This is a genomic window from Mesorhizobium sp. M0870, from assembly GCF_040319775.1.
Lineage (GTDB): Bacteria > Pseudomonadota > Alphaproteobacteria > Rhizobiales > Rhizobiaceae > Mesorhizobium.
In genome coordinates this window covers 1-20,319 of record NZ_JAMYOI010000032.1, presented here as the reverse complement: position 1 = coordinate 20,319, position 20,319 = coordinate 1, and the positions used below count along the sequence as shown (strand labels likewise).

Genomic DNA, 20,319 nt, shown 5'->3' with positions numbered 1-20,319 from the left:
ATGCCTGCTAGGGGTCAATCGAGCGCCGCTTGGCTTACAATCGTTGGCATCGGCGAGGACGGTTTAGCCGGTCTCGGCGACGAGGCCAAGCAGCGGATTGCCAGGGCGGAAGTCATCTTCGGCGGCAAGCGGCACCTGGCGCTCGTCGCTTCCTTCTCCAAGGGCGAGCCGCGCGCCTGGCCGGTTCCTTTCGATGCCGAGATGGCTGACGTCCTGGCGCTTGCCGGCAGGCGCGTCTGCGTGCTCGCCTCGGGCGATCCGTTCTTCCACGGCGTTGGCGCCACCCTCGCCCGGAAAGTGAAGGCGCAGGAGATGCATGTCATTCCCGCGCCGTCAGCGATTTCGCTGGCGTCCGCCCGCCTTGGCTGGGCGCTGCAGGACATCGAGACCGTCTCGCTGCATGGCCGGCCACTCGACCTGATCCGGCCACTCCTGCAACCGAACGCGCGCATCCTGGCGCTGACGTCGGACGCCGAAGCCCTTGCGGCGATCGCCCGCCTGCTCACCGAACTCGACTTCGGCGCATCGCGGCTCACCGTTCTGGAGGCACTGGGCGGGCCAAACGAGAACCAGCGTTCGGCGCGCGCCGATGCCTTCGATCTCGAAAGCATCAATCCGCTGAACGTGTTGGCGGTCGAAGTTGAATCCGGTCCGGATGCGCGCGTCCTGCCGCTCACATCAGGCCTTGCCGATCATCTGTTCGACCATGACGGCCAGATCACCAAGCGCGAAATCCGCGCGATCACCCTGTCGGCGCTGGCGCCACGGCGCGGCGAGCTGCTGTGGGACATCGGCGCCGGCTCCGGTTCCATCGGCATCGAATGGATGCTGGCCCACCCTTCCATGCGCACTATAGCCGTCGAGGCCGACCCGGTCCGCGCCGCCCGTATTGGCCGCAACGCCGCCGCCTGTGGCGTTCCCGGCCTTGTCGTGGTGGAAGGCAGCGCCCCCAGGGCGCTTGCCAGGCTGGACACGCCTGATGCGATCTTCATTGGCGGCGGCGGCAGCGATGCCGGTGTCTTGAATGCCGCCATCAAGGCGCTGCGCGCTGGCGGCCGCCTCGTTGCCAACGCGGTGACGCTGGAGATGGAAACCCTGCTTCTCGCCCGCCATGTCTCGCTTGGCGGCGATCTCACGCGGATAAACATATCCCGCGCATCGCCCGTCGGCTCGATGCAGGCATGGCGGCCGGCCATGCCGGTCACCCAATGGAGCTGGGTGAAGCCATGATGGTCGCAGGCATAGGCTGCCGAAAGGGCGTGAGCGTCGAAGACGTGCTTGCAACGGTCGAAACCGCGCTGGAGACGCATGGGCTGGCGGTGACGGCGCTTTCGGCACTGGCAACTGCCGAGTTCAAGAAGGATGAAGAAGCGATCGCCGCCGCTGGCCGCGCGCTGAGCCTTCCGGTCATCGTCGTCGACAACTCAGCACTTCAGGCTGCCTCGTCGGACACGCTTAGCCATTCCGAGCTCTCGCAGGATGTTGCCGGCACGCCCTCGGTTTCCGAGGCGTCAGCCCTCGCCGTTGCCGGCGCCGGGGCAAAACTGCTCGGCCCCCGCACGGTGCTCGGCTCGGTCACTTGTGCCATCGCCATCAGCGGAGATGCGCCATGACCGTTCATTTCATCGGCGCCGGTCCCGGTGCCGCCGACCTCATTACGCTACGCGGCGCGAGACTCTTGGCGAGCTGCCCGGTCTGTCTTCATGCCGGATCGATCGTCGCGCCCGAATTGCTGCAGCATTGCGCGCCAGGGACAAAGCTGATCGACACCGCGCCGATGTCGCTCGACGAGATCGAAGCCGCCTATGTCGAGGCCCACAAATCAGGCCATGACGTCGCCCGCCTGCATTCCGGCGACCTGTCGGTATGGAGCGCCGTGGCCGAGCAGATCCGCCGGTTGGAAAAGCATGGCATTCCCTACACGCTGACGCCGGGCGTCCCCTCCTTCGCCGCTGCCGCCGCAGCATTGCGCCGCGAGCTGACCATTCCCGAAGTCGCGCAAAGCCTGGTGCTGACCCGCATCTCCGGGCGCGCATCAAAAATGCCGCCCGGCGAAACGCTCGCCGGCTTCGGCCGCACCGGCGCCACGCTTGCTATTCATCTTGCCATCCACGCCATCGACCGCATCGTCGCCGAGCTCACGCCGCACTATGGCGGCGATTGCCCGGTGGCGGTCGTCTTCCGCGCCTCCTGGCCGGACGAGCGTGTGCTGACCGGCACGCTGGCGACCATCGAAGAGTTGCTGGCCGCCGATCCGATGGAACGCACGGCGATCATCTTCGTCGGCCGCTCGCTGGCGGCACAGGATTTCGGGGAGAGTTCATTGTACGACGCCCATTACCAGCGGCGTTTTCGCGGACGGGACGGATTGTGAGCGGCAGCACCAAAAAAACCGGCGAAAACGCCACGCTCGAAAAAGCCTTGTCCCGGCTGAATTTCAAGCCGCGCCCGCTCGAACCGGGCCATGTCTGGCTGGCCGGCGCCGGTCCCGGCGATCCCGGCTGCCTGACCCTGGAAGTGCTGGCTGCGTTGGCCGAGGCGGACGCCTTGGTCTACGACGCGCTGGTCTCCCCCAATGTCGTCGCCGTTGCCGAAAGCGCCGAGCTGTTCTTTGCCGGCAAGCGCGGCGGAAAACCGTCGATGAAACAGGACGACATCACCGCTTTGCTGGTCCGGCTGGCACGCGAAGGCCGCCGCGTCGTCAGGCTGAAGGGCGGCGATCCCTATATTTTCGGCCGTGGCGGCGAAGAGGCCTTGGCGCTCGTGCGCGAAAACATTCCGTTCCGCGTCCTGCCCGGCCTGACATCGGGGCTCAGCGCGCTGGCCGCCACCGGCATCCCGGCCACCATGCGCGGCATCAACAAGGGGGTGATCCTGGCGACCGGCCACGCCGCCGGCACCGATGACGATCTCGACTGGGCGGCGATCGCCCGAACCGGCCAGCCTGTGGTCGTCTATATGGGCATGGCCAATCTGCCGCTGATATCAGCGGCACTGCTGGATGGCGGACTGGCGCCGTCGACACCGGCGGCAGTGATCGTCGCCGCGACGACGCCGCAGGAACGAACCGTCGTCGCCACGCTCGCCACCATTGCCGAGGAAGCCGCGGCCGCCGGCCTTGCCTCGCCGGCGCTGATCGTCGTCGGCGGCATCGTCGCCATGCGCGCGGCACTGGTAGGTGCTTTGTGACCGCCCGCGCGATCATCATCGGCGCGCCGCGCTCCGGCTCCGGCAAGACCAGCGTCACCATAGGCATTTTACGCGCGCTGACCCGGCGCGGACTGAAGGTGCGAGGCGCCAAATCCGGCCCCGACTATATCGACCCCGGCTTCCACACCGCCGCCACGGGACTGTCCGGCGTCAACCTGGACAGCTGGGCGATGCCGCCATCGCTGCTCAACGCACTCGCTGCGCAAGCCGCCGACGACACCGATTTCGTCATCCTCGAAAGCGCCATGGGCCTGTTCGACGGCATTCCGGCCTCGCCGGGGCGCACCGGCTCGGCCGCCGACCTGGCGCGGCTCTACGGCCTGCCGGTGTTGCTGGTGCTCGACGTTTCCGGCCAGTCGACCACCGCGGCCGCCGTCGCCAAGGGCTTTGCCACCTACGATCCGGATGTACGCATGGCCGGAATCGTGCTCAACCGGCTGGGCAGCGAGCGCCATCGCAAGCTGTGCAGCGAGGCCATCGAGGCGATCGGCTTGCCGGTCGTCGGCGCCATCCTGCGCGATCCCACGCTGAACCTGCCCGAGCGCCATCTCGGCCTCGTCCAGGCCGGCGAATATGACGACCTGATGGCGCATCTCGACCGGCTGGCCGACATGGCGGAAAAGTCGCTCGACCTCGATGCGATCATGGCCCTGGCGACACCCCTCACCCCGGCACATGGCGGCTTCGACGACGCGCTGGCGCCGCCCGGCCAGCGCATCGCGTTGGCCGAGGATGCCGCCTTCACCTTCCTCTATCCACATGTCGCCGCCTACTGGCGCAAGGCAGGTGCGGAAATCGTCCCGTTCTCGCCGCTCGCCGACGAAGCGCCCCACGAGACCTGCGATGTCTGCTGGCTACCCGGCGGCTATCCCGAGCTACACGCCGGCAAGCTCGCCGCCGCCGCGAATTTCCGCGCCGGGATGGCGTGTTTTGCAGCAACAAAGCCCATCCATGGCGAGTGCGGTGGCTTCATGGTGTTGGGCGAAGCGCTGGAGGATGCGTCGGGCGAAACGCATGCGATGCTCGGCCTGCTCGGCCATTCCACCAGCTTCGCCAAACGCAAGATGAATCTCGGCTACCGCGAGGCGCGGTTGCGCGTCGACTGCCCGCTGGGCTCACAAGGTGCGCTGATCCGCGGCCACGAATTCCACTATGCGCAGATGACGGCCACCGGCAATGACGAGCCGCTGGCCGACCTTGCCGACGGCCAGGGCAATCCGATCGGCGCCTCGGGCTATCGGCGCGGCTATGTCAGCGGCACCTTCTTCCATGCGATTGCGAGGGGCTAAAGCATGAAGTTCAAGAATCTGGCTCTTTCACCGCGGCAGGTCGTCGACGACATCGCGCTTTGCCTGGTCTTCTTCACCAGTCTGCCGCTGCCCGTCTTCGATTTTCGCGGCCGCAGTCTTGCCGCCGCGATCTGGGCAGCCCCCATTGCCGGACTTGTCGTCGGCCTGATCGGCGCCATCGTCTTCGCCACGGCGGAACGGTTTGGCCTGGCCATGGGGCCAGCGGCCGCACTTGCGCTTGTGGCAACCGTGCTCACCACCGGCTGCCTGCATGAGGACGGGCTATCCGACGTCGCCGACGGCTTTGGCGGCGGCAAATCACGCGGCCGCAAACTCGAGATCATGCGCGACAGCCGCATCGGCGCCTATGGTGCGGCGGCGCTGGGCCTGTCGCTGCTGATCCGCTGGAGCGCGCTGTCGGAACTCGTCGACCCTACACAGGCCCTGTTCGCCCTCCTGGCCGCGCACGCGGCCTCGCGCGGCCTGCTTGGCGCTTTCATGCATCTGCTGCCTCCAGCGCGCGTCGACGGCCTCTCGGCCGATGCCGGCACCGTCTCGCAGGAAACCGCCATGGCCGGCGCCGTGCTCGGCGCGATCCCGCTGCTCCTGCTCGGATTGGGCGGCGCCGTCTTCGCGCTGATCCTGCTTGGCCTGCTGTTTGCCGCTTTCCGCGCCCTTTGCCTCAACCAGATCGATGGCCAGACCGGCGACACGATCGGAGCCTTGCAGCAGGCAAGCGAGATCGCGGTGCTGCTCGTCGCTTCCGTAGCGCTTTCCTGATCCTTGGCCTGATCCCTTGGCCTGATTCCTTTTCGGAGACTTTGCCCCCATGCCCTTCAAATCGCTTAGTGAATTGCGCGCCGCCTGCCTCGACCTGCCGGCCGGCAGCGATGCCGCGGCCAATGCGGTCGTCCGCCGCCAAGACACGCTGACCAAGCCGCAAGGCAGCCTTGGCCGGCTGGAGACGATCGCCGCGTGGTTGGCACGCTGGCAGGGCCGCGACATGCCAAAACTCGACCGCGTCAAGGTTTTCGTCTTCGCCGGCAACCATGGCGTCACCGCGCAAGGCGTTTCGGCCTATCCTTCGGAGGTCACCGTGCAGATGGTGGCGAATTTCGCCGGCGGCGGTGCCGCCATCAACCAGCTTGCCCGCATGGCCGGCGCCGAACTCGACGTCATTCCGCTCGATCTCGACCATCCCACCGGCGATTTCACCCAAGTGCCGGCGATGGACGAGAAGTCGTTCCTCGCCGCCGTGTCGGCCGGCTACGACGCGGTGACAAAAGACCTCGACCTCGTCTGCTTCGGCGAAATGGGCATCGGCAACACCACGCCTGCAGCCGCCATTTCAGCCGCCTTGTTCGGCGGCGGTGCTGAAAAATGGACCGGGCGCGGCACCGGTGTCGACGACGCCGGCCTCAAGCGCAAGGTGGTCGCCATCGAAGCCGGCCTGGAGCGCCACGCCGCCGCCCTTGCCGATCCGCTTGCTATCGCTGCCACGCTCGGCGGCCGCGAACTCGCCGCCATCTTCGGCGCCACGCTGGCCGCCCGCCATGTGGGCATACCCGTGCTGCTCGACGGCTTCGTCTGCACCGCCGCCGCGGCCCCGCTAGCCAGACTGCACCCGACCGGCCTCGCCCACACGATTGCCGCGCACGTTTCGGCCGAATCGGGCCATCGCGGCCTGCTCGAAGCCCTCGGCCTGCCGCCGCTGCTCGATCTCGGCATGCGACTCGGCGAAGGCTCCGGCGCCTGCCTGGCCGTAAACATCGTCCGCTCGGCGCTGGAGTGCCATGCCCGCATGGCAAGTTTTGCAGAAGCGGGTGTTTCGGAGAAGTAGGTATCCAACCCCCGTATCGACCGACAAAGAAGCCGTTGTCACGACAAAGGAAGCATCTTCCGGCATCGGCGATTCTCAACCGGGGAAAAGAGCATTGCTTTTCGATTCGGCCGGTTTCTGAGCCGCATTTTTCAACGCGGCTGAATCGCCACGAGATCCGGATAGCGGTTGAAGAATCACGGCCAGACGCATGCCCGAGACGCGCCAAACGCGTCTCGCTTTCAGGGTCTTTCCACCAACTCTTCTAGGAATTTGGTGGGTGCGCACAGGATTGAACTGTGGACCCGCTGATTAAGAGTCAGCTGCTCTACCAACTGAGCTACGCACCCACTCGGCCGGCAAAAACCGGCGTTGGCGGGCATATAGCCGCCACCACCGGTCCTGTCCAGCCCTGCCGGAATCATTTCCCGACAAATCGACCGAGCATGCGTTCGATCAGACGAACAGCTTGCCCTCCGCCACCTTGACCGCATTGCCGCCGATGCGCGCCGAGGCCAGTTTTCCGCCTTGCACGGTCAGTTCGAGGCGGATGCGCGATGGCCGGCCCATCTCCAGCCCCTGCTCGATCCACAGCTGCGAAATGCCGTCGGTCGGCGCGTCGAAATGCATGATGGCGCCGGCAAAGGCGGCAGCCGCCGAGCCGGTCGCCGGATCCTCGTAGGAAGGCGTGCCAGGCACGATCATGCGCACATGGAAGGCGCTTTCGTGGTTCACCGTTTCGCGGCAATAGACATAGGGGCTGGCAAAGGCCCATTCGCTCTTGCGCGGCGCCAGTTCCGACCAGGCCTGGTTGTCCAGCCGGATTCGGCCCGCCGCCTCGAGATTGGCAACCGGAATGGTGACGTAGGGCACGCCGGCCGACCAGAACGCGACGCGGTGATTCTCGAAGCCGATTTCATGCGGCGTCAACCCAAGGGCGGCGCCGATCGCCTCCGGATCGGCCTCGAGCTTCAGCGGTTCCGGCAGCTTCGCCAGGTCGAACTCGGCGAAGGTGTTGCCGTCGTGCTTGCTGACGGCGCAACGCACCGGGCCGATGTTTTCCTCCAGCACGAAGATGCCGGCGCCGCCCTCTTCCGCCAGTTCGGCCAGCGCGATCGCGGCGCCCACGGTCGGGTGGCCGGCGAATGGCATTTCATAGTCGGGGGTGAAGATGCGAATGCGGTTTCTGTGCTTGGGATTGTCCGGCGGCAGCACGAAAACCGACTCGGACAGGTTGAATTCGCGCGCGATGGCCTGCATCGCCGCCGTGTCCAATCCCTCGCTGTCCAGCACGACGGCCAAAGGATTGCCGGCCAGTCGCTCGGTCGTAAACACATCGTAAAGCAAGTAATTCCGAGTTTTCATTCCTGCCTCAATCCCAACATGGGCGAAATTTAATTTGATATTTGAACCAGTAAGCCTGATCTGTGCACAGATAGGGACATTGCGCATTATAGGGGTCCAGCGTGGACCAGATTGTCAATCTGCCAAACACGGAATCGGATTCCGCCATCGAGACGGCGCTTGGGCTCGACCAGACGGGGCGGCGCAAGTCGCGTCGGCGCGGCTGGCTCTATGCGCTGCTGGCGCTGATCGTGCTCGCCGCCGCGCTCGGCGTCTATCAGTGGTATGCCGGCTCGCCGGCCAGGATCGATTACACCACCGTGCCTGCCGCCAAGGCTGATCTCACCGTCGCGGTATCGGCGACCGGCACGCTGCAGCCGCTCACCCAGGTCGACATTTCAAGCGAACTGTCCGGCATCATCCGCTCGGTCTCGGCCGAGGAGAACCAGCAGGTCAAGAAGGGTGACGTGCTGGCGACACTCGACACGGTGAAACTCGAGGTCCAGATCGAGCGCGCCGAAGCTTCGGCCAAGGCCGCCGCCGCCAATGTCGAGGACGCCACGGTTACGCTGACCGAAAACGAGAAGGCGCTGGTGCGCGCCGCCGAACTGACCAGGCGTGGCATGGCGACCGACCAGTCGCTTGAAGCAGCAACCGCCACGCGCGACCGTTCCAAGGCAGCGCTCGACAGTGCGCAGGCCAACCTCGCCATCGCCCAGGCCGACCTCAAGGCGCAGCAGACCGACCTTGCCAAGAGCACCATCTATGCGCCGATCGACGGCATCGTGCTGACGCGCTCGGTCGATCCCGGCCAGACGGTCGCCTCCTCCCTGCAGGCGCCGGTGCTGTTCATCATCGCCGCCGATCTCAGGAACATGGAACTGGTGGCGGCGGTCGACGAAGCCGACATCGGCGCGGTCAAATCCGGCCAGCATGCCCGCTTCACCGTCGATGCCTTCCCCGAGCGGCCGTTCGACGCCGAGATCCGCGACATCTCCTATGCCTCGGTCACCACCGACGGCGTCGTCACCTACAATGCGCGGCTCGAGGTCGACAACAACGAGCTGTTGCTGCGGCCCGGCATGACCGCAACCGTTTCGGTCGTCACCAAACAGGCCAAGGGCGTGCTCACCGTGCCGGCCACCGCCTTCCGCTATCGTCCGGCGCAGCAGGCCGCCCGCGGCTGGAGCCTGAGCGACCTGTTCACCGGCCGCATGGGGCGCCCCGGCGGCAACCGCCAGCGCCAGGCCGCCACAGTGCCCACCGACGGCTCGCGCACGCTCTACGTGCTGGAGAACGGGCGTCCGCACCCGGTCAACGTCAAGATCGGCTCGACCGACGGCGAACTGACCGAGATCATTTCGGGCCTGGACGAAGGCGCTCAAATCATCACCGCGTCGCAGCAGCGGAGCTGATGCCGTGGCTGCGGGCGCGACCCTCATCACCTTCGACAAGGTCTGGAAGAGCTACGGCCAGGGCGAGGCCAAGGTGCATGCGCTGGCCGGCGTCGATCTTGCCATCCGGCGTGGCGAATTCGTCGCCATCATGGGTCCGTCCGGCTCCGGCAAGTCGACGGCGATGAACATCATCGGCTGCCTCGACACGCCGACGGCCGGAACCTATTCCTTCATGGGCATCGACGCCGGCCGCCTCGACCGCAACCGCCGTGCCATGCTGCGCAACCTCTATGTCGGCTTCGTCTTCCAGGGCTACAACCTGCTGGCCCGCACCACGGCGGCCGAAAATGTCGAACTGCCGCTGATCTATCGCGGCGTCGCCGCCCGCGAGCGCCGCGACCTGGCCATGCAGGCCTTGGCGCAGGTCGGCCTTGTCGGCCGCGAGCACCACACGCCGGCCGAACTGTCCGGCGGCCAGCAGCAGCGCGTGGCGATCGCGCGCGCCATCGTCACGCGCCCGACACTGCTCGTCGCCGACGAGCCGACCGGCAATCTCGACACCGCCCGCACGCACGAGATCATGGAGCTGCTGACCCGGCTCAACACCGGGCTTGGCCTGACCGTCGCCATGGTTACGCATGAGGCCGACGTCGCCGATTATGCCGAACGAACCATCCGCTTCCTCGACGGTCATGTCGCCTCCGACACAATGAAGCTGGAGACGGCATAACCATGATCTGGGAAACCGTCCGCCTCTCGCTGCGCTCGATCCGCCGCAACGTGCTGCGCTCGTTCCTGACCTTGCTCGGCATCGTCATCGGTGTTGCCGCCGTCATTGCCATGCTTACCATCGGCTCGGGTACCACAGCAAAGGTCAAGGCCGACATCTCCAAGCTCGGCAGCAATCTACTGGTGGTCCGCTCCGGCCGTCCGGCCGGCCCCGGCGGACCGGGCGGGCTCGACCAGGTGGTGCGTCCGCTCGCGGAAAAGGACCTTGCGGCACTTGTGGCGCATCTCAGCGGCGCGCGCGCGATTTCACCGGCCTCGCAAAAGCAGGTCCGCGTCATCTTCGGCACCGAGAGCCTGACCTCGGGCGTCACCGGCACCGACAGCGCCTATCTCGATGCGCGCGACTGGAAGCTGGTGTCGGGCCGCCCGTTCAGCGATTCCGAAACCCGCTCGGGCACCGGCGTGTGCCTGATCGGCGAGACCGTGCGCCAGCAATTCTTCGGCGCCGGCGATCCCGAAGGCGAGATCATCCGCGTCAACCGCACCTCCTGCAAGATCATCGGCCTGCTCGAGCCCAAGGGCTATACCGGCTTCGGCCAGGACCAGGACAATGTCGTGCTGATGCCGTTGCACGCCTACCAGCGCCGCATCGCCGGCAACCGCGACATCGACAACATCTACATCGCCGCCGACGACCGCACACCGACCAGCGAATTGCAGCCGCGCGTCGAGGATATTTTGCGTGATGCGCGCCGCATCACGCCGGACCGCGAGAGCGATTTCGCCATCCGCGACATGACCCAGATCGCCGACGCCATGGCCAGCGCCACAACCACCATGACCGGCATGCTGGGCGCCGTCGCCGGCGTCAGCCTGCTGGTCGGCGGCATCGGCATCATGAACATCATGCTGGTGTCGGTCACCGAGCGCACCCGGGAGATCGGCATCAGGCTGGCCATCGGCGCGCATGAGAAGCACATCCTGATCCAGTTCCTGGTCGAGGCGACGGTGCTGTCGCTGCTCGGGGGCATCATCGGCATCCTGATCGGCCTGGCGCTGGCCGGCCTCGCCGCGGTGACGCTGACCATCCCGTTTGCGCCGAGCCCGGCGGTGATCCTGCTCGCCGTCGGCTTTTCCGCCCTGATCGGCATGGTCTTCGGCTTCTTCCCAGCATTGCGCGGCGCCAGGCTCGATCCGATCGACGCGCTAAGGCACGAATAGGGCAACCCGGCCAGAACGCGGCCGGCGCTCCGACCCGGTTTTGCACAGTCTTCGACGTTTCCACCCGGCCCGCCACTGTCCCCACACTGTTCGCGATGCTAGGGCAATTGACCTTGGGTGGAGGAATAGCGGGATGAGCAAGAAGGCGCGACTGGTCCTGGCGATGGTGGTCATCGAGGCAGGTCTTGCAGGCATCTGGTGGTATCTCGCCCGCTTCGGCATGGCCAATCCCGATCGCGTCACATCAGATTTCCAGGCAGTCGTCGGCCAGACCATGGGAATGGCGATGGGCGGCTTGCTTGGCATCGGCTTCATCCTGTTCCTCGTCGCCGCCCGCAACGATCGCAACGCGGCACAGAACAAGACGCGCCCTTAATTCCTGTTTGCGAAATGCCACTCGATCAGCGGCTTCATGTGCGGCGACAGCCCGACCGGCAGGTCGGCGGCATGGCGAATGATCACCGGCCCGTCGATCTCCGGGTCGGTCTCGGTGGCGACGAAGGCCGAGATGCGCCTGGCGATCTCGTCGGCGGACGCCGTCGCGTGATAACGGCGGAAGATTACCGTGCCGCTGCTGGTCGACATGGCATGGTAGCGCTTGCCGCGTTCCGCACCTGACAGGTCGAGACCGGTTTCCTCGCGCACCTCGCGGATCATGTTGAAATCGACATCGACCAGCCCATCGCGAAAATCGATCGGCTCGAACGAGCCGGCAGCGAAATAGACGCGGCCGGCATTGACTGTGTGCGGCCCCATGCGGATCGCCACCAGCGCATTGTCGCCGGCCACCAGCATGGCATGGGCATAGGCATGCTCGGCGCCCGAATTCTCGCGCCGCTTCCGCCACAGCATGAACGTCGAGTAATTGACCGCATGGCAGCGGCCGACGAGACGGCTGTCGCGGTAGGCAAGTTGCGACAGCAGCACCACCATGCCGTCGAACAGCGCCGGATTGGCGGCGATTTCGTGCTGCCAGTTCTCGGCGATCGCCTCTGCATTGTCCCTTGCGAAAGGGTGCGGACCGGGATCGAGCCGGACGTCGATGTCGTCGACCGGCAGGATGACGTTGCGCGGCAGGTCGAAACTCATACCGTATCAGGCCCCAATACTGCTTACCGGACAATGTCCAGCGTGATCGCCACCGGGCAATGATCCGATGCCTTCGGCCGGTCCCAGCCGGCGCGCGGAAACCGCTCGACCTCCTGGCCGGGCGGAAAAATGGTGCGCCAGGGCTGGCCGTTGCGGATAATGTCGGGAACGGCCGTTGCGTTGCTGGCGGCGAGCCCCTTCGACAACAGAATGTAGTCGAGTTGGCACAGATGCCGCTCTTCGGGTCCTCGCGTGTGGTAGAAACTCCAGCGGTTCATCTCCGGCCGCCGCTCGACGACATTTTCGCAAAAGCCGCCTGCCGTCAGCACGTTGATGCAGGACAGGGCTTCGTCGACCACCTCGAAGCGATAACCGTCGATCGCATCGCCTGCTACCTTCACGCGCTGGCGATAGTCATTCATGTCGCCGCAGATCGCCCAGCGTTTGTCGGCGGCCCCACTTTTGTCAGCGGTGTCCCCACCGAAGCGCTCCTCGATGATGCGGCGCACGGCCTGCGCCTCTGCGATGCGCACCGGCATCGTCGCCTCGCGCCCGTCGAGCCCGTTGCGCGGCGAGCCCATCGACTTGAAATGCACGAGATAGAGCGTCAGCGGCACGCCACCCACGGTGACGTCGATCTCCAGGCAGTCGCGCCGGAAAATGCGCTCATTGGCCTGATTGCCCAGTGCCTCGAGTTCCGGCGTGTGCAGCCCGAACTGCTCGTAGGTGACATAGGCGTGGCTGGTCATGCGCACGAATTCGATCGGCTGGCCCTGCGCGGTCTCGTTGCGCATCATTACGGCAACGTCGATACCGCGCGAATCATTGCCCGCTGTGGTGTATTTCTGCCGGTAGCCCTGCCCCACCATCTTGAACAAATAGCCGTATTCGAAGGCCTTCAGCGCTTCGATGTTGTCGACCTCCTGCATGCAGATGATGTCGGCCCGGGTGGCAGCGATCGCCAGCGCCGTCAGCTGGCGCGTGTCGTCGGACTGGGCGATGGCGCGGGCCTGCTCCAGGATCCTGTATTCCGCTTCGCTCTGGATATCGAACAGCGCCAGCGTTCGATCCTCGTTGAGCTGGTTGCGATAGCCGGAAAAATCGAACCTGTTCATCAGGTTCTCGACATTGAAGGTGGCAAGGCGCAGCGACATGCCATGACCTTTGCCCGCAAGTGCTTGGGAAAACAAGCTCGCAAAACCACCATCTGAGATCGATTGGTCCTGGGCGCGTTCGCGTCATGGTTGACGGAACCTTTCCGTTCATCCGCCGTTCAGATGCAAACATCCATTGTTGCCCCATTCCTCGGGTGGGCGTGGGGCCTGTAACTCTTGGAGAGTGCAATGAGTTCGCTCTTTTCTTCCACGGTCAAATCGGGGCTGATAGCCCTCGGTATCCTGTCCGGCGTCACGGCACCGTCCGCCGCCGGACCGATCATGCAGCCGGATCTGTCGATACCCACCAGCACGGCGGCGCCGAATGTCACGCCGGTCCGCGACAGCTGGGCGGGCGGCAACAACCGTCAGTTCAACAACGACAATTGGAGATGGCGCCGGTCAGGCAATTGGGACGGCGGCCGTCGACACTGGCACGGCGGCGGTGGTAACTGGAATGGCGGAGACAACTGGCGTTGGCGCCATGGTCGCCATCACTATCGCGGCGGCCGTTACTATGATGATGGCGCGAGTGCCGCGATCCTGGGCCTTGGCCTAGGGCTTGGCCTCGGCAGCATGTACAACAATAACGACTACTACGACCGGCCGGCGCCGCGCCGCTACTACCGCGCGGGACGGCTTTCGAGCGTCCATGTCCAATGGTGCTACAACCGCTACCGGTCGTACCGGGCCTACGACAACACGTTCCAGCCCTATAACGGCCCGCGGCAGCAGTGCTACTCACCCTATTGAGCTGGCCTGTAGCTGAGCTGGCCTGTAGCTGAGCTGACCGACAGAATGAAAAAACGGCGCCACTTGGCGCCGTTTTTTGTCATGGAAGCCGCTGTTTTCGAGCGCTTGTGGATTTCGCTCAATTCTTGGCCTTGTCGACCAGCTTGTTCTTGGAAATCCAGGGCATCATCGCGCGCAGCTTGGCGCCGACTTCCTCGATCTGGTGGCTGTCATTGTTGCGGCGGATGCCTTTGAAGCGGGACATGCCAGCGCGGTATTCCTGCATCCACTCCGAGGTGAATTTTCCCGTCTGGATGTCCTTCAGCACGCGCTTCATCTCGGCCTTGGTCTCGGCGGTGATGATGCGCGGACCGGAGACATATTCGCCCCATTCGGCGGTGTTCGAGATCGAGTAGTTCATGTTGGCGATGCCGCCTTCATAGATCAGGTCGACGATCAGCTTGACCTCGTGCAGGCACTCGAAATAGGCCATCTCAGGCGCGTAGCCGGCTTCCACCAGCGTCTCGAAACCGGCCCGGATCAACTCGACCAGACCGCCGCACAGCACGACCTGCTCGCCGAACAGGTCGGTCTCGCATTCCTCGCGGAAATTGGTCTCGATGATGCCCGAACGGCCGCCGCCGACGCCGCAGGCGTAGGACAGCGCCAGGTCGAGCGCATTGCCCGAAGCGTCCTGGTTGACGGCGACCAGGCACGGCACGCCGCCGCCCTTCTGGTATTCGCCGCGCACCGTGTGGCCGGGACCCTTCGGCGCGATCATGACGACGTCGACCGTCGACTTCGGCTCGATCAGGCCGAAATGCACGTTGAGGCCGTGCGCGAAGGCGATTGCGGCACCGTCGCGGATGTTCGGCGCGATCTCGTTTTTGTAGATGTCGGCCTGCAGTTCGTCCGGCGTTGCCATCATCATCAGGTCGGCCCATTTGGCGGCGTCCGCCACGCTCATCACCTTGAGCCCGTCGGCCTCGACCTTCTTGGCGGTCGCCGAGCCGGCCTTGAGGCCGATGGCGATCTCCTTGGCGCCGGAATCCTTGAGGTTGAGCGCATGCGCCCTGCCTTGGCTGCCATAGCCGATGATGGCGACCTTCTTGCCCTTGATCAGATTGAGATCGGCATCACGATCGTAATAGACGCGCATTTTGTCTTCCTTCCCGTTTTTACAAATCAGAGGGCCTTGCGGCCGGTTGTTGCTCCATGAAGAGCGAGAAACTGCTGCGTCGCGCGCGCGGCATCGCCGCCGATCGCCGCCTCAGTCAATTCCAGCCGGTCGCCAAGCAGCAGACGGATCTGCACGTCGCGGGCGACCAGCCCGAAAAAGGTGCGGAACGCCGTCTCGGCATCCGTGAAATCCAAAAGCCCGGTCCGTCGGCCGGCCTCAAGCACCGGCTTCAACCGTTTGGCCAATGCGAAGCGGCCGTTCTCAAGCACGACGGCGCCGAGATTGTCCTTACCCGAGCCCGCATGGCTGACCGCCACCCGGTTGAGGGCGATCGAGGTGTCGCTGGAGATCACCTTAAGCCAGTCCGAGGCAAAGCGTTCGAGGCTTGCGGTCAGCGAGGCAAGATCGAGCCCCTTGCCGTCAACCGGCGCCACCCGCACTTTCGAGGCCTGCCACTGCACCGTCGCCGTCAGCAGCCCGTCACGGTCGCCGAACCATTTGTAGAGCGTTTCCTTGGAGCAGCTAGCGCGGCGCGCCACGGCGGTCATGGTCAGATGATCGCCCTCCTCGACCAGCAGCCGCAACGCCGCGTCGAGGACGGCCTTCTGCCGTTCTGTCAGCGCTTCGCTGGTGTCCATATCGGGCAAGATGTGCAAAACGCTCTTCTCTCGAAAGGCAGGCCACCGATCACTCGGCAATCCGTACCGTACGTTACGGTTCGGCATATTGCGCATTCCAAGGCCGCACGCAAGAGGACGAGAGCAAAATATCTGCAAGTGGATGAGCGTTGCCGCGCGCGACAAGCCTCGCCTAGTCGCCGGCCGGCGGTTGACGCAGCCGTCCAAGCAATGCCGAGACCATGGTCAGCTCATCCGCCGACAATTTGGCGCCTACCAGTTCCGCAATCGAGCGTCCGTAGACAGCCCACATCTGGCGGCGTGTCTCTCGCCCGCTGGCGGTGATGCGGATGGTCTGGCCACGGCCGTCATCGGCCACCGGCAGTTTCTCGACGAGCCCATCGGCCTCGAGCCGGGCCAGAAGCCGAGAGATGTTGTATTGCGCGAACAGCGTGCGCTCGATGAGCTGGAACGGCCGCAGCCCGCCCTCACCCGCCTCGGCGAGCTCATGCAGCACGTCGTACCAGGCAAGCGGCGGCAGGCCGGCGGCCTTCAACGCCTCTTCGGCGCTTTCCATCAGCTGGCGCGAAACGCGCATCAGGCGAGCCCAGGCCTTGATGGCTTCGGGCGAAGGCGTGGCTTTCTCGGTCATGGCGCATTCCTAGACGATAGATGCAATTGCATCAAGCTTGACGGTCGATGCATGTGCATCTATATAGATGCAATTGCATTAACCCTGGAAAGCCGATCCGATGAAACACGAAACCTGCACACGCGCCGACAAGCTCATTCTCGTCAGCCATCACCTCTGCCCCTATGTGCAGCGCGCCGCGATTTCGCTGGCCGAAAAGGGCGTGCCGTTCGAGCGCATCGATATCGACCTCGCCAACAAGCCGGACTGGTTCAAGGCGATCTCGCCGCTCGGCAAGGTGCCGCTGCTGCGCGTGCAGCGAAATGGCGAGGAAACGGTGGTCTTCGAGTCAGCGGTCATCCTGGAATTCCTCGAAGAGACGCAGGCCAATCCCCTCCACCCTGTCGATCCCTATGCCCGCGCCCGTCATCGCGCCTGGATCGAGTTCGGTTCGGCAACCCTCAACGCCATCGGCCGGTTCTATTCAGCCTCGATCGAGGCTGGCTTCCTTGCCGAATCCAGCGCGCTGTCCGCCATGTTCGATCGCCTCGAAGCCGAGCTGGCGGACGAGCCCGGCGGACCCTGGTTCGCCAGCAACCACTTTTCGCTGGTCGACGCCGTTTACGGTCCGGTCTTCCGCTATCTCGATGTCTTCGACCACATCGGTGATTTCGGCATTCTGGACGGCAAACCGCTCGTCCGAGCCTGGCGCAAGGCGTTGAGTGAACGCCCGTCGATCAGGCAAGCCGTGGCGCCGGACTATCCGCAGCGCCTGCATGCTTTCCTGCAAGCGAAGGGATCGCACCTTTCAGGCCTCATCCGGCAAAACGATCCAGCCACCGCGCCTCGGTCAGCCCAATCCGCTTGAACGGATCGATCATCGTACCGGCCACCATCGAGGCGAGAAACTGCGGCGCCGGCGGGATTTTTGCCACCGTCGCCACCAGCCTGTCGCGGATGAAGGGCAGCGCCACCGAATCCGACTGGTAGAACGGCGTGAATGCCAGCGACAGCGCCTGGAAGATGCGGACATGCCAGCGCCGCGCCTTCGCATAGGCCTCCAGTGCTGCGTCGACACTCGTTGTCCGCACCAGCGCATGGCTGAGCGCCGCCGCGTCGAGCAGCGCCATGTTCGCCCCTTGCCCGAGTTGCGGACTGGTGGAATGCGCCGCGTCGCCGATGACGGCCAATCGCCTACCGGCCGGGAGCTTCATCGTGTGGTGGCCGTAGCGGGCCAGCGAGAGCTGGTCGAAACTGTCGATCTGGCTGGTGAACGCCTCGCTCTGTGGCCACAGCCGGACCACCCTTTCCTTCCAGGCGTTCAGGCCGCGGACGCGCACCTCATCGGCATCCGACGGCTTCAGGCTCCAGAAGAAGGCCGCCATCTTTTCAGCGCCCGGCTGCGGCCGGCCGACCGGCAGCACGCCGATCATCACGCTCGCTTTGTCGTAGCGTTGCAGCAGCGCATGCTCATCGAAACCGTCGCCGCGCCAACCAAGCGAGGCCCAGAACGCGCCATAGGTGAGTGCTCTTGGCTCGCCTGGAGCGCTCGCGCGGCGCAGTTTCGAGCGCGAACCGCTGGCGTCGATGACGAGGTCGAACGGCCCTGCCCTTCGTCGGTTGCCGCATATCAGCGTCGCCCGTTCGCCGGTCTCCAGAGCCTCGATCTCGACGCCGGTCTCGATGGCGATCGCCTCGCGCTGCGCGGCGCGGAAAAGCACGCCGAACAAGGCCGCCCGGTGCACCGCCAGCCCGAAGCGGCCACCGCGTTGCGCATCGTAGCGGACATCGAGCACCGTACGGCCCGTGGAAGCATCGGCGCCATGCAGGCGGTCGATACGGCTGCCCAGCGCGAGTATGTCGTCAAGCAGGCCAAGATCGGCCAGGACCGTCAGCCCTGTCGGCTGCAGAATCAGCCCGGAGCCGACCGGCTTCGGCTCATCGAAGCGCTCGAAGACCGTGACCCGATGCCCGGCACGCTTGAGATAGAGCGCCATGGCCAATCCCGCCGGCCCGGCGCCGGCAATTGCTATGTCGTAGGAAATGCCAATGCCCCCAAGCCGAACTGGCCGGGACAATCCTTCAGCCGCCCGACGAAATCAAGCCGCGGGTTTTAACTGCCGTTCAAGCCTGCATGGCATCAAAGCCGGAACGCGCGTCGCGCACCGCGTCATGATTGAGTTCGGCCCATAGGATCAGCTGATGCAAGGCGCCGAACATCGAATGCCCGAGATCGGTCAGGCTGTATTCGACGCTCGGCGGCTTGGTCGGGAACACTTCGCGATGCACATAGCCGTCACGCTGCAAATCATGGAGCGTCTGCGTCAGCATGCGCTGTGAGATATCGGGCACCAGCCGCCGCAATTCGCCAAACCGATAGGGCTTTTCGGCCAGCGCCATCATCAGCAGCGAGCTCCATTTGCCGCTCACCCCCTGGATGACATCGCGGACTGGACAATTTGCAAAATTGCCGCCGCCGGAGATCGCCTTGTAGACCTCCATCTTCGATCTCAGATTGACGATCTTGCTGTCCACCGCTGGTTCCCTGCGCCTGCCTACCTCCCGAAAAACTGCCTTCTTTACGGCCCAGGGTCAATTCCTATTTTAGTGCTGGTCTCTTTTTGAGACTGCCACTCGAGCCGCCTTAGCGGCGCAATGTCAGGATCTTCCATGACCGAAACCCTTCTCGTCACCGGCGCTTCCGGCCAGCTCGGCCGCGGCGTCATCAACCATCTGCTGGACACGTTCAAGGTTCCAGCGGCACGGATCATCGCCACCACCCGCAATCCGGAAAACCTCGCCGGCCTGGCGGCCCGAGGCGTCATCACAAGGGCGGCTGACTTCGACGACACACTATCGTTGGAGTCTGCGTTCAAGGGCGCCGACAGGGTGCTGATCATCTCGACCGGCGAGATCGACCTGCTTCACGGCAAGCGCCTGAGGCAACACGAGAACGCGGTTGCCGCCGGGAAGAAGGCCGGCGTTTCCCACCTTCTCTACACCTCGATGCCTAATCCAGAACCGGTTTCGCCGGTGCTGTTTGCCAATGATCACTACGGCACCGAGCAGGCGATCAAGGCGAGCGGCATCCCTTACACGATCTTCCGCAACGGCTGGTACCAGGAGAACCTGTTCATGGCCCTGCCGCAGGCCATTGCCTCGGGACACTGGTATACGTCCGCCGGCGACGGCCGCATGGCGCACGGTGCGCGCGACGACATGGCGGCAGCGATTGCCGCCGGCCTCGTTACCGTTTCGAACGAAAGCAAGACTTACACCTTGACCGGCCCGCAGGCCTACACCACCGCGGAGATTGCGGCCCTGGTAAGCGAGGTCACCGGCAAGCCGCTAGATGTCGTGCAGGTTCCGGATGAAGCCCTGACCGAGGGCGTGAAGGCGGCTGGCGTTCCCGAGGACTTTGCCCGCATCATCGTGTCGTTCGACGCCAACACGCGTTCCGGCCGCATCGCCATGGTGACGGACGCGGTCGAGACGCTTTCCGGCCGGAAGTCGAAGACGCTGAAGCAGTTCCTCGAGGCAAACAAGGCCGCGCTGGCCGGTTGAAGCGGAGTGACATGGACTGTGCCGTGAAGCACAGTCCATTCGCCGATCCGCCAGGACATGTCCTAGATCGCCACCTGCGTGCCGATCTCGACCACGCGCCCGGTCGGGATTTGGAAATACTCCGTCGCATCGGCCGCCGTGCGCGCCAGGCCGATGAACAGCCGATCCTGCCACACCGGCATGCCGGAATTGGGCGAGGCCTTGAGCGAACGCCGTGACAGGAAGAACGAGGTCGTCATGATGTCGAACTTCCAGCCCTGCTTGCGGCAGATCGCCAGCGCGCGCGGGATGTTCGGCTGCTCCATGTAGCCGAAGGTCAGCGTCACCCGCATGAACAGCTCGT

At 64.9% G+C, this 20,319-nt stretch carries 23 protein-coding genes and 1 tRNA gene; 14 read left to right on the top strand and 10 right to left on the bottom strand.

All coding sequences use genetic code 11. The features are described 5' to 3' along the window. From cbiE to cobT, 7 genes are read left to right on the top strand one after another with little or no spacing between them, the layout of a single operon-like run. Complete coding sequence (gene cbiE / locus NKH97_RS27990; protein ID WP_352751294.1) at positions 1–1,230, top strand: precorrin-6y C5,15-methyltransferase (decarboxylating) subunit CbiE; 1,230 nt, start codon at positions 1–3, stop codon at positions 1,228–1,230. Beyond that, the gene (locus tag NKH97_RS27985) at positions 1,227–1,613 is read left to right on the top strand and encodes a cobalamin biosynthesis protein (protein ID WP_352799203.1); all 387 of its coding nucleotides are present in this window, start codon (positions 1,227–1,229) and stop codon (positions 1,611–1,613) included. The genes cbiE and NKH97_RS27985 overlap by 4 nt, the downstream gene beginning before the upstream one ends. Next, entirely contained in the window at positions 1,610–2,374 is a 765-nt protein-coding gene (gene cobM, locus NKH97_RS27980; RefSeq protein WP_352751290.1) for a precorrin-4 C(11)-methyltransferase, read from the top strand. Before NKH97_RS27985 ends, cobM begins: the two co-directional genes overlap by 4 nt. Beyond that, a complete protein-coding gene (gene cobA, locus NKH97_RS27975) occupies positions 2,371–3,189 on the top strand; it encodes a uroporphyrinogen-III C-methyltransferase (protein WP_352751288.1) in 819 nt (272 codons plus the stop codon). Before cobM ends, cobA begins: the two co-directional genes overlap by 4 nt. Further along, the gene (locus NKH97_RS27970) at positions 3,186–4,499 is read left to right on the top strand and encodes a cobyrinic acid a,c-diamide synthase CobB (protein ID WP_352751286.1); all 1,314 of its coding nucleotides are present in this window, start codon (positions 3,186–3,188) and stop codon (positions 4,497–4,499) included. The genes cobA and NKH97_RS27970 overlap by 4 nt, the downstream gene beginning before the upstream one ends. A gap of 3 nt (positions 4,500–4,502) precedes the next feature. Next, positions 4,503–5,279 carry an adenosylcobinamide-GDP ribazoletransferase gene (locus tag NKH97_RS27965; protein WP_128304434.1) on the top strand — a complete coding sequence of 259 codons (777 nt, stop codon included), beginning with the start codon at positions 4,503–4,505 and terminating at the stop codon, positions 5,277–5,279. A gap of 49 nt (positions 5,280–5,328) precedes the next feature. Beyond that, positions 5,329–6,339 carry a nicotinate-nucleotide--dimethylbenzimidazole phosphoribosyltransferase gene (cobT, locus tag NKH97_RS27960; RefSeq protein ID WP_128304435.1) on the top strand — a complete coding sequence of 337 codons (1,011 nt, stop codon included), beginning with the start codon at positions 5,329–5,331 and terminating at the stop codon, positions 6,337–6,339. A gap of 253 nt (positions 6,340–6,592) precedes the next feature. On the opposite strand, the gene NKH97_RS27955 is transcribed toward cobT, so the two are convergent. After that, positions 6,593–6,668: transfer RNA gene (locus tag NKH97_RS27955), tRNA-Lys, on the bottom strand. Positions 6,669–6,774: 106 nt separating this feature from the next. Continuing rightward, a complete protein-coding gene (locus NKH97_RS27950; protein WP_023812407.1) occupies positions 6,775–7,683 on the bottom strand; it encodes a PhzF family phenazine biosynthesis protein in 909 nt (302 codons plus the stop codon). 101 nt (positions 7,684–7,784) lie between these two features. Here NKH97_RS27950 and NKH97_RS27945 point away from each other — a divergent pair, with 101 nt between their 5' ends. The 4 genes from NKH97_RS27945 to NKH97_RS27930 all read left to right on the top strand — a co-directional run bounded on the left by NKH97_RS27945 (position 7,785) and on the right by NKH97_RS27930 (position 11,385). Continuing rightward, positions 7,785–9,077 carry an efflux RND transporter periplasmic adaptor subunit gene (locus tag NKH97_RS27945; protein ID WP_023812408.1) on the top strand — a complete coding sequence of 431 codons (1,293 nt, stop codon included), beginning with the start codon at positions 7,785–7,787 and terminating at the stop codon, positions 9,075–9,077. 4 nt (positions 9,078–9,081) lie between these two features. After that, complete coding sequence (locus tag NKH97_RS27940; protein WP_023812409.1) at positions 9,082–9,789, top strand: ABC transporter ATP-binding protein; 708 nt, start codon at positions 9,082–9,084, stop codon at positions 9,787–9,789. 2 nt (positions 9,790–9,791) lie between these two features. After that, positions 9,792–11,009, top strand: a complete 1,218-nt coding sequence (locus NKH97_RS27935) for an ABC transporter permease (RefSeq protein WP_023812410.1) — start codon at positions 9,792–9,794, stop codon at positions 11,007–11,009. A gap of 133 nt (positions 11,010–11,142) precedes the next feature. Beyond that, positions 11,143–11,385: a hypothetical protein gene (locus NKH97_RS27930; protein ID WP_352439810.1), complete on the top strand. Its 243-nt coding sequence runs from the start codon at positions 11,143–11,145 to the stop codon at positions 11,383–11,385. Here the strand turns inward: NKH97_RS27930 and NKH97_RS27925 are convergent. Continuing rightward, on the bottom strand, positions 11,382–12,098 hold the full coding sequence (locus tag NKH97_RS27925; protein WP_352439809.1) for a hypothetical protein: 717 nt from the start codon (positions 12,096–12,098) through the stop codon (positions 11,382–11,384). The genes NKH97_RS27930 and NKH97_RS27925 overlap by 4 nt on opposite strands. 23 nt (positions 12,099–12,121) lie before the next feature. After that, positions 12,122–13,252 (bottom strand): endonuclease/exonuclease/phosphatase family protein, encoded by a 1,131-nt coding sequence (locus NKH97_RS27920; protein WP_352439808.1) that lies wholly within the window; start codon positions 13,250–13,252, stop codon positions 12,122–12,124. A 189-nt stretch (positions 13,253–13,441) separates the two neighbouring features. Between NKH97_RS27920 and NKH97_RS27915 the strand changes: the two genes are divergently transcribed. Beyond that, on the top strand, positions 13,442–14,005 hold the full coding sequence (locus tag NKH97_RS27915) for a BA14K family protein (protein ID WP_352439807.1): 564 nt from the start codon (positions 13,442–13,444) through the stop codon (positions 14,003–14,005). A gap of 118 nt (positions 14,006–14,123) precedes the next feature. On the opposite strand, the gene ilvC is transcribed toward NKH97_RS27915, so the two are convergent. From ilvC to NKH97_RS27900, 3 genes are all read right to left on the bottom strand, one after another. Then, the gene (gene ilvC / locus NKH97_RS27910) at positions 14,124–15,143 is read right to left on the bottom strand and encodes a ketol-acid reductoisomerase (protein WP_013531065.1); all 1,020 of its coding nucleotides are present in this window, start codon (positions 15,141–15,143) and stop codon (positions 14,124–14,126) included. A gap of 26 nt (positions 15,144–15,169) precedes the next feature. Continuing rightward, positions 15,170–15,802 (bottom strand): TetR/AcrR family transcriptional regulator, encoded by a 633-nt coding sequence (locus tag NKH97_RS27905; protein ID WP_352439973.1) that lies wholly within the window; start codon positions 15,800–15,802, stop codon positions 15,170–15,172. A 172-nt stretch (positions 15,803–15,974) separates the two neighbouring features. Further along, positions 15,975–16,433, bottom strand: coding sequence for a MarR family winged helix-turn-helix transcriptional regulator (locus NKH97_RS27900; protein WP_352439806.1), 459 nt, complete (start codon positions 16,431–16,433; stop codon positions 15,975–15,977). A gap of 100 nt (positions 16,434–16,533) precedes the next feature. On the opposite strand from NKH97_RS27900, the gene NKH97_RS27895 reads away from it, so the two are divergent. Continuing rightward, complete coding sequence (locus NKH97_RS27895) at positions 16,534–17,280, top strand: glutathione S-transferase family protein (RefSeq protein WP_352439805.1); 747 nt, start codon at positions 16,534–16,536, stop codon at positions 17,278–17,280. Here the strand turns inward: NKH97_RS27895 and NKH97_RS27890 are convergent. Together NKH97_RS27890 and NKH97_RS27885 are read right to left on the bottom strand one after the other, a co-directional pair. Further along, positions 17,228–18,490, bottom strand: coding sequence for an FAD-dependent oxidoreductase (locus NKH97_RS27890; protein ID WP_352439804.1), 1,263 nt, complete (start codon positions 18,488–18,490; stop codon positions 17,228–17,230). The two genes, NKH97_RS27895 and NKH97_RS27890, sit on opposite strands and share 53 nt — an antisense overlap. A gap of 46 nt (positions 18,491–18,536) precedes the next feature. After that, positions 18,537–18,947 (bottom strand): winged helix-turn-helix transcriptional regulator, encoded by a 411-nt coding sequence (locus NKH97_RS27885; protein WP_127293162.1) that lies wholly within the window; start codon positions 18,945–18,947, stop codon positions 18,537–18,539. A gap of 135 nt (positions 18,948–19,082) precedes the next feature. Here NKH97_RS27885 and NKH97_RS27880 point away from each other — a divergent pair, with 135 nt between their 5' ends. Next, the gene (locus NKH97_RS27880; protein WP_128304440.1) at positions 19,083–19,976 is read left to right on the top strand and encodes an SDR family oxidoreductase; all 894 of its coding nucleotides are present in this window, start codon (positions 19,083–19,085) and stop codon (positions 19,974–19,976) included. 62 nt (positions 19,977–20,038) lie between these two features. On the opposite strand, the gene NKH97_RS27875 is transcribed toward NKH97_RS27880, so the two are convergent. Beyond that, positions 20,039–20,319: KUP/HAK/KT family potassium transporter (locus NKH97_RS27875; RefSeq protein WP_502895379.1), on the bottom strand; the 281-nt coding region annotated here is incomplete at its 5' end.

Coding starts and splice junctions, on each gene's coding strand:
- cobM (WP_352751290.1), top strand. CDS start 1,610: ATGACCGTTCATTTCATCGGCGCCGGTCCCGGTGCCGCCGACCTCATT.
- cobT (WP_128304435.1), top strand. CDS start 5,329: ATGCCCTTCAAATCGCTTAGTGAATTGCGCGCCGCCTGCCTCGACCTG.
- NKH97_RS27905 (WP_352439973.1), bottom strand. CDS start 15,802: ATGGACACCAGCGAAGCGCTGACAGAACGGCAGAAGGCCGTCCTCGAC.
- NKH97_RS27930 (WP_352439810.1), top strand. CDS start 11,143: ATGAGCAAGAAGGCGCGACTGGTCCTGGCGATGGTGGTCATCGAGGCA.
- cbiE (WP_352751294.1), top strand. CDS start 1: ATGCCTGCTAGGGGTCAATCGAGCGCCGCTTGGCTTACAATCGTTGGC.
- NKH97_RS27935 (WP_023812410.1), top strand. CDS start 9,792: ATGATCTGGGAAACCGTCCGCCTCTCGCTGCGCTCGATCCGCCGCAAC.
- NKH97_RS27880 (WP_128304440.1), top strand. CDS start 19,083: ATGACCGAAACCCTTCTCGTCACCGGCGCTTCCGGCCAGCTCGGCCGC.
- NKH97_RS27965 (WP_128304434.1), top strand. CDS start 4,503: ATGAAGTTCAAGAATCTGGCTCTTTCACCGCGGCAGGTCGTCGACGAC.
- NKH97_RS27985 (WP_352799203.1), top strand. CDS start 1,227: ATGATGGTCGCAGGCATAGGCTGCCGAAAGGGCGTGAGCGTCGAAGAC.
- NKH97_RS27915 (WP_352439807.1), top strand. CDS start 13,442: ATGAGTTCGCTCTTTTCTTCCACGGTCAAATCGGGGCTGATAGCCCTC.
- NKH97_RS27950 (WP_023812407.1), bottom strand. CDS start 7,683: ATGAAAACTCGGAATTACTTGCTTTACGATGTGTTTACGACCGAGCGA.
- NKH97_RS27895 (WP_352439805.1), top strand. CDS start 16,534: ATGAAACACGAAACCTGCACACGCGCCGACAAGCTCATTCTCGTCAGC.
- ilvC (WP_013531065.1), bottom strand. CDS start 15,143: ATGCGCGTCTATTACGATCGTGATGCCGATCTCAATCTGATCAAGGGC.
- NKH97_RS27925 (WP_352439809.1), bottom strand. CDS start 12,098: ATGAGTTTCGACCTGCCGCGCAACGTCATCCTGCCGGTCGACGACATC.
- NKH97_RS27920 (WP_352439808.1), bottom strand. CDS start 13,252: ATGTCGCTGCGCCTTGCCACCTTCAATGTCGAGAACCTGATGAACAGG.
- NKH97_RS27900 (WP_352439806.1), bottom strand. CDS start 16,433: ATGACCGAGAAAGCCACGCCTTCGCCCGAAGCCATCAAGGCCTGGGCT.